General features: G+C 63.0%; 4 protein-coding genes. 2 read left to right on the forward strand and 2 right to left on the reverse strand.

Translation table 11 applies throughout. From position 1 onward, the window contains the following. Positions 1–176: 176 nt before the first annotated feature. Both QP922_RS12710 and QP922_RS12715 read right to left on the reverse strand, forming a co-directional pair. Positions 177–956: a putative hydro-lyase gene (locus QP922_RS12710; RefSeq protein WP_502869621.1), complete on the reverse strand. Its 780-nt coding sequence runs from the start codon at positions 954–956 to the stop codon at positions 177–179. Further along, positions 947–2,110: an NRAMP family divalent metal transporter gene (locus tag QP922_RS12715; RefSeq protein ID WP_284809899.1), complete on the reverse strand. Its 1,164-nt coding sequence runs from the start codon at positions 2,108–2,110 to the stop codon at positions 947–949. Before QP922_RS12715 ends, QP922_RS12710 begins: the two co-directional genes overlap by 10 nt. Before the next feature lie 279 nt (positions 2,111–2,389). Between QP922_RS12715 and QP922_RS12720 the strand changes: the two genes are divergently transcribed. Both QP922_RS12720 and QP922_RS12725 read left to right on the forward strand, forming a co-directional pair. Beyond that, positions 2,390–3,550, forward strand: a complete 1,161-nt coding sequence (locus QP922_RS12720; protein WP_284809895.1) for an acetyl-CoA C-acyltransferase — start codon at positions 2,390–2,392, stop codon at positions 3,548–3,550. After that, entirely contained in the window at positions 3,551–5,776 is a 2,226-nt protein-coding gene (locus tag QP922_RS12725; RefSeq protein ID WP_284809897.1) for a 3-hydroxyacyl-CoA dehydrogenase/enoyl-CoA hydratase family protein, read from the forward strand. Positions 5,777–5,936: the final 160 nt, after the last annotated feature.

Below are 5,936 nucleotides of genomic sequence, written 5' to 3' on the forward strand. Positions count from 1 at the left end.
CCTATATGTTGTGGTGACCCGCTAAACCCGCAGTGTTCTACTTCACCCCGCTACGCACCCCGAAACCGGAAGAGCCATTAAAGGCACCAAACAGTTGGACACCATCTGACTGATGTCTTATGAGTGAAGCCATGTGCGGGGTGCGGCAGAGCTCCATGTGGGGGCTGCGGCGGAGTTTAGGGGATGAGGAAGTCGCAATCGGGGATGTCGGTGACGAGCATCTTGCCTGGAGCGTGAGTAATGGCCAGGCTGGGCCGTGAGTTCATGACGATGGCCTGCGGGGTCACTCCGCACGCCCAGAAGACGGGGATGGTGCCCTCGGGGATGTCGATGGCTTCGCCAAAGTCCGGTTGGGAAAGGTCGTCGATGCCGATGGCGGCGGGGTCGCCGACGTGGACCGGCGCGCCGTGGACGGCTGGGTAGCGGGAAGTAATGCGGACGGCATCAGAAACCTGGCTCGCGGGGATCGGGCGCATGGACACGACCATCGGTCCAGAGAATACCCCGGCTGGAGTAGTGGCGATGGAAGTGCGATACATCGGCACGTTTCGGCCTTGGTCGATGTGCGCAATGGAGATGCCGTTCTCCAAAAGGGCGTTCTCAAAGGTAAAAGAACAACCGATGAGGAAGGAGACGGTGTAGGGGGAGTAGAAAGGCGTGGCGTCGTTAAGCGTGTGCGTAAGCTGGCCGTCTTCGTAGATGTTGTAGGCGGGGATGTCGGTGCGGATATCCCCACCCGAGATGAGGTCGGAGGTGAACTCCCCTGCCTCAAGCACGCCGACGATGGGGCAGGGCTTGGGATTGCGCTGGGCAAAGAGGAGGAAGTCGAAGGCGTACTCGCGCGGCAGGGCAATGAGGTTGGCCTGCAAAAATCCGCGAGCATGACCAGCGGTGGTGGCCATATCGTGCGAGCGGGCGAAAGCGCGGACTTCGGCCGGGCTGTGCATTATGCCCATAGTTCAACGATTCCAGAAATCGACTTGACGCCAATAATAATTTCCAGTCCCAGGGCCAGCACGCCGGCGATGAGCAGCCACATCGGCTGCTTGACACCGTGGGTCAGGTCGTGGCGGCGGAAGGCTACCCACATGACCATGGCGAAGGCGATGGGCAGGATGATGCCGTTGAAGGCGCCGGCGAAGATGAGCAGCTTCTGCGGGGCGGAGTTGAGAATCACGAAGAGGATTGTGCACACCACGATGAAGCCGACAGTGAGGAAGTTGCGCGTTCGCGGGCTGGTCTTCTGTGTGGTCACGAAGGTAATCGAGGTGTAGGAGGCACCGATTACGGAGGACAGACCTGCGGCGAAGAGGACGACGCCGAAGGCGCGGAGGCCGAACTCGCCGGCAGCGTGGCGGAAGGCATCGGCAGCCGTGTTGTCCTCGGACAAGGCAACGCCCGTAGCGACGACACCCAGGACCGCGAGGAAGAGCAGCACGCGCATGATGCCGGTAACGATGATGCCGAGCACGGACGTCTTGGTAATGGCGCCAACGTTCTCTGGGCCCGAGAGGCCAGAATCGATGAGGCGGTGCGCGCCGGCAAAGGTGATGTAGCCGCCCACCGTGCCGCCGATGAGAGTGGTGATGACGAAGAAGTCGATGCTCTCCGGCATAACAGTGTTCTTCAGGGCCTCGCCTACCGGGGGCTGGGAAACGATGGCTACGTAGAGCATGAGGAGAATCATCACCGCGCCGAGGGCCGCGACGATGCGGTCTAGGGCCACGCCGGCTCGCTTAGACAGGAAGATAAAGACTGCGATCGCCGCAGCGATCACGCCACCCCAGCGTGCCTCGATGCCGATCATGGCATTGAGGCCGAGGCCAGAGCCGGCGATGTTGCCGATATTGAAGACCATGCCGCCGATGAAGACGAGCACGGCGAGGAACCAGCCCAATCCAGGAAGGACGGTGTTGCCCAGCTCGTTGGCGCGCATGCCGGAGACGGCCAACACGCGCCAGACGTTGAGCTGGATGGCGATGTCCACGATGATCGACAACGCAATGGCGAAGGCGAAGGCCGCGCCCATCTGGACGGTAAAGACCGAGGTCTGGGTCAAAAAGCCCGGGCCAATGGCCGAGGTGGCCATGAGGAACATGGCACCGGCCATAGCGCCGATGCCCTTGGGCGGTTGAGCCTGCTGAGTTGTCTGCTCAGAGGCCGGAACTGCGGAGGGAGTGGTTGATTCAGAGCTCACTGGAGAGAACCTTTCGTGACGCAGGTCGCATTATTGAATGGTCAAAGCATAAGGGTTGTTCAACAATCTGTAAACAACTAGGCGGTTGGGTACACCCACACTCCAGACGTGACGGGCCATTGCGCGGTGAGAAAAAGTGACCTAGGATACTAGGTTAACTAATAGTCATTCGTTTACCTTGTGGAGGACCCCATGACTCAGGACATCTACATTGCAGGAGCTGCGCGCCTGCCTATCGGCAAATTTGGAGGCAGCCTCGCTCGCCTCTCCCTCACCGAACTCGGCTCACTCGCCGCCGAAGCAGCTATTGAGCGTTCGGGGCTTTCTGGTGCCGACCTCGATACCGCCGTGGCCTCCAACGTCATGCCCGTCGTGCCGAAGGATCTCTACCTCTCGCGGTCTATCGCTAAGAACGTAGGTATGCCGGACTCCTCCACCGCCATGGGCGTGAACCGCCTGTGCGGCTCCGGTGTCCAGGCCGTTATCAGCGCGGCCCAGCTGCTGCAGTCTGGCGACGGCTCCCTGGCCCTCGCCGTCGGCGCGGAATCCATGAGCAACGCGCCCTACTCCGTCGAAGGCGCGCGCTTTGGCAAGCGCATGGGTGACGGCAAGCTCTACGACTGGCTTACCGGCGCACTCTCCTGCCCCTTCGGAACCGGGCATATGGGCGTGACCGCAGAAAACGTCGCCGCAGATAACAACATCTCCCGCGAGCGCCAAGACGAATTCGCCGCTGAATCGCAGGAGCGCGCCGCCAAGGCCCGCGCGGAAGGCGTGCATGCCGAGGAAATCGTCCCGGTGGGCGAGTTGGACTTTGATGAGGGGGTGAGGGAGACGGACGTCGAGAAGCTGGCGAAGCTCAAGCCGGTCTTTGTGACGGACGGAACCGTCACCGCCGGCAACGCCTCCGGCATCAACGATGGTGCGGCGGCGGCCGTGCTGGCCACCGCGGAGGAAGTGACCAAGCGTGGTCTGGACCCGCTGGCGAAGATTGTGTCCTGGTCCATCGCGGGCGTTGACCCCACGCGTATGGGTATCGGCCCCATCGCCGCAGTCCCGAAGGCATTGGACAAGGCCGGCCTGAAACTGGAGGACATCGACCTTATCGAATCCAACGAGGCCTTCGCCGCCCAGGCCATTGCTGTCCAAGACGAGCTGGGCTTCGACCCAGCGAAGACGAACGTCTACGGCGGTGCCGTCGCGCACGGCCACCCGGTCGGCGCCACGGGCGTCATCCTGCTGACCAAGCTGGCTTATGCGCTGCGCCACCAGGGCAAGCGCTATGGCCTGGTCACCATGTGCATCGGCGGCGGTCAGGGAATCGCCATGATTATTGAGAATGGAGCGAAGTAAATGAGCATCACCAAGGTAGCCGTTGTCGGCGCAGGTTCTATGGGTTCTGGCATCGCAGCACTCTGCGCGTCCGCCGGCATGGACGTGGTCTTGCTTGACCAGAATGTGGAGGGCGCCCAGCGCGGCGTCGATATCCAGATCAAGCGCAAGGGTTTCCACCTGCCGGAGTTCGCCGAGCGCGTGCGCGCCAGCGATGACTACGCGCTGTTGGAGGACCGCGAATGGGTCATCGAGGCCATCTTCGAGGACCTCGGCGCCAAGCACTCGCTCTACGAGGCCATCGAGCCTTATTTGTCTGCGGATGCTCTGTTGAGCTCGAACACCTCGACCCTGCCGCTGGCCTCCCTCCTCGAGGGCGTGCCGGAGGCCCGCCGCGAGAAGTTCGCTATCACGCACTTCTTCAATCCACCGAAGGTCATGCGCCTGGTGGAGCTCATCGCCTCTGGGTCCACGGAGGCCGCTCTGCGCACGACCATCGAGCAAACCCTGGGCAAGATTGCGCTCGAATGCCGCGATACGCCGGGTTTCATTGCCAACCGCGTGGGCTGCTACTGGATGGCCGTCGGCGTGGCCCGCGCCCGCGAGTTCGACGTGAGCTACGAGCTTGCCGACGCCTCCTTCGGCCGCGCCTTCGGCATCCCCCGCACCGGTATTTTCGGGCTGCTCGACTACATCGGACTCCAGCTGGTCAAGCCGATTTGGAAGTCTCTAGAGACCGCCCTCCCCGAGGGCGATCCGCTCCTGGACGTTCCGCTTGGCGATGATTCCTTTATCGAGGGCCTCGTTTCTCGCGGTCTGACCGGCCGCACCGGCGAGGGCGGCTTCTACCGCGGACGCAACGAGGTCATCAACGCCTCCTACGAATACGTACCCCGCACTCAGCCCACCGATCCTGTCGTGGGCCTCAAGGATCCCCGCGAGGTCATGGACACCGACTCCCCCGGCGGCCGCTTCGCCCGCGCCGTCTTCCTCGACACGCTGGCCTATTGCTGCGAGGTCGCACCCTCCATCGCGGACCACGTGGGCCTCATCGACGAGGGTTTGACCTTGGGCTTCGGCTGGAAGAAGGGCATCTTCGCGCTTGCCGACGCCATCGGGATCGACTGGGTCGCCTCCGCCTACGGCTCCAACGTTCCTGCCTTGGTCTCCGCCGCTGCCTCGGCGGGCGGTTTTTACGGCAAGGAGTCCGTGCTTTCCTCTACCGGAGAACGTCAGGAGCTCGCGCCGCGTGAGGGTGTCGTGACCTTGGCCTCGCTCCACGCGGAGACCATCGTTTCCCTGGACGCGGGTGCGGTCCACGCGGTATCCACGTCTGCCGGGCGCATCGGCATCATCGACCTGCATACCCCGATGAACTCCATGCCGACGCCCGCCCTCGAGGTCATCCGCGCCGCTCTTGGTGCTGTGACATCGGAGAATCTCGTCGCGCTGGTGATTGGCAACGACAAGCCTGTCTTCTGCGCGGGCGCAGACCTCGCTTCCATCGCTTCCGCTGGTGAGTCTGGCGACGCATCACTCGTGGAATCCCTCCTTTCGGACGGTTCGACCACCCTTCGCGCCCTCAAGTTCGCCCCAGTGCCGGTCGTGGCGGCTGTGCGTGGCGTAGCCCTGGGCGGCGGCTTCGAAACCGCTCTAGCCTGCGACCGCATCGTTGCTCACGCCGATACTCGCCTCGGCTTCCCGGAGCGCACCGTGGGCCTCTACCCCGGCTGGACGGGAACCGTCTCCTCGCTGGAGCGCCTCAAGGCCGCGGGTGTATCGGACTACCACCAGAAGGCCTTCGACTTCATCGCCTCAGCCCGCAACTTCTCCTCGGCCTTCGAAGCTCAGAAGGCAGGTTTCCTCTCCTCCGATGACGTCGTGCTCATGTCCTTCGACCACGTCCTCGCCCGCGCTCTGCTCGAGGCCAGCGAGTTGGCCGCGTCCTACACCCCGCCCGCCGATGAGCAGATTGAGATGTACTCCGGCTCCCCTGCCTTGGACTGCGACTGGCCCATCGAGGGAACCACCGAGAACGACCACGTCATCGTGGCCAAGCTCGCCGAGATGTACACCGCACCCAGCTCCACCTCCGCTGCTTCCGACTCCAATACAGCCCCTGTTTCGCTGAGCTTTACCGAGTTCTGCGAGCGCGAGGTGGAGTACGACGTACCGCTCGTGCTCCTACCCGCCAACGTGGAGCGCGCCAAGCACATGGCCGCGACCCGCAAGCCGCTCAACAACTAGCCTCGGCCCGCTAGCCTCGGCCCCTCCCACTACCCAGCCCCCCGCTCCACCACTAATACAGATGGTCCCTTTACTCTGGTCCCTTACCGGAGCAAAGGGACCATTTTCGCTGTACCTTCGCTGCCCAGATGGTCCCTTTTCAGAGTTAAGGGACCAAAGC

It is taken from the genome of Corynebacterium sp. MSK218, assembly GCF_030232655.1.
Taxonomy (GTDB): Bacteria; Actinomycetota; Actinomycetes; order Mycobacteriales; family Mycobacteriaceae; genus Corynebacterium.

Coding starts and splice junctions, on each gene's coding strand:
- QP922_RS12720 (WP_284809895.1), top strand. CDS start 2,390: ATGACTCAGGACATCTACATTGCAGGAGCTGCGCGCCTGCCTATCGGC.
- QP922_RS12715 (WP_284809899.1), bottom strand. CDS start 2,110: ATGGCCGGTGCCATGTTCCTCATGGCCACCTCGGCCATTGGCCCGGGC.
- QP922_RS12725 (WP_284809897.1), top strand. CDS start 3,551: ATGAGCATCACCAAGGTAGCCGTTGTCGGCGCAGGTTCTATGGGTTCT.
- QP922_RS12710 (WP_502869621.1), bottom strand. CDS start 956: ATGGGCATAATGCACAGCCCGGCCGAAGTCCGCGCTTTCGCCCGCTCG.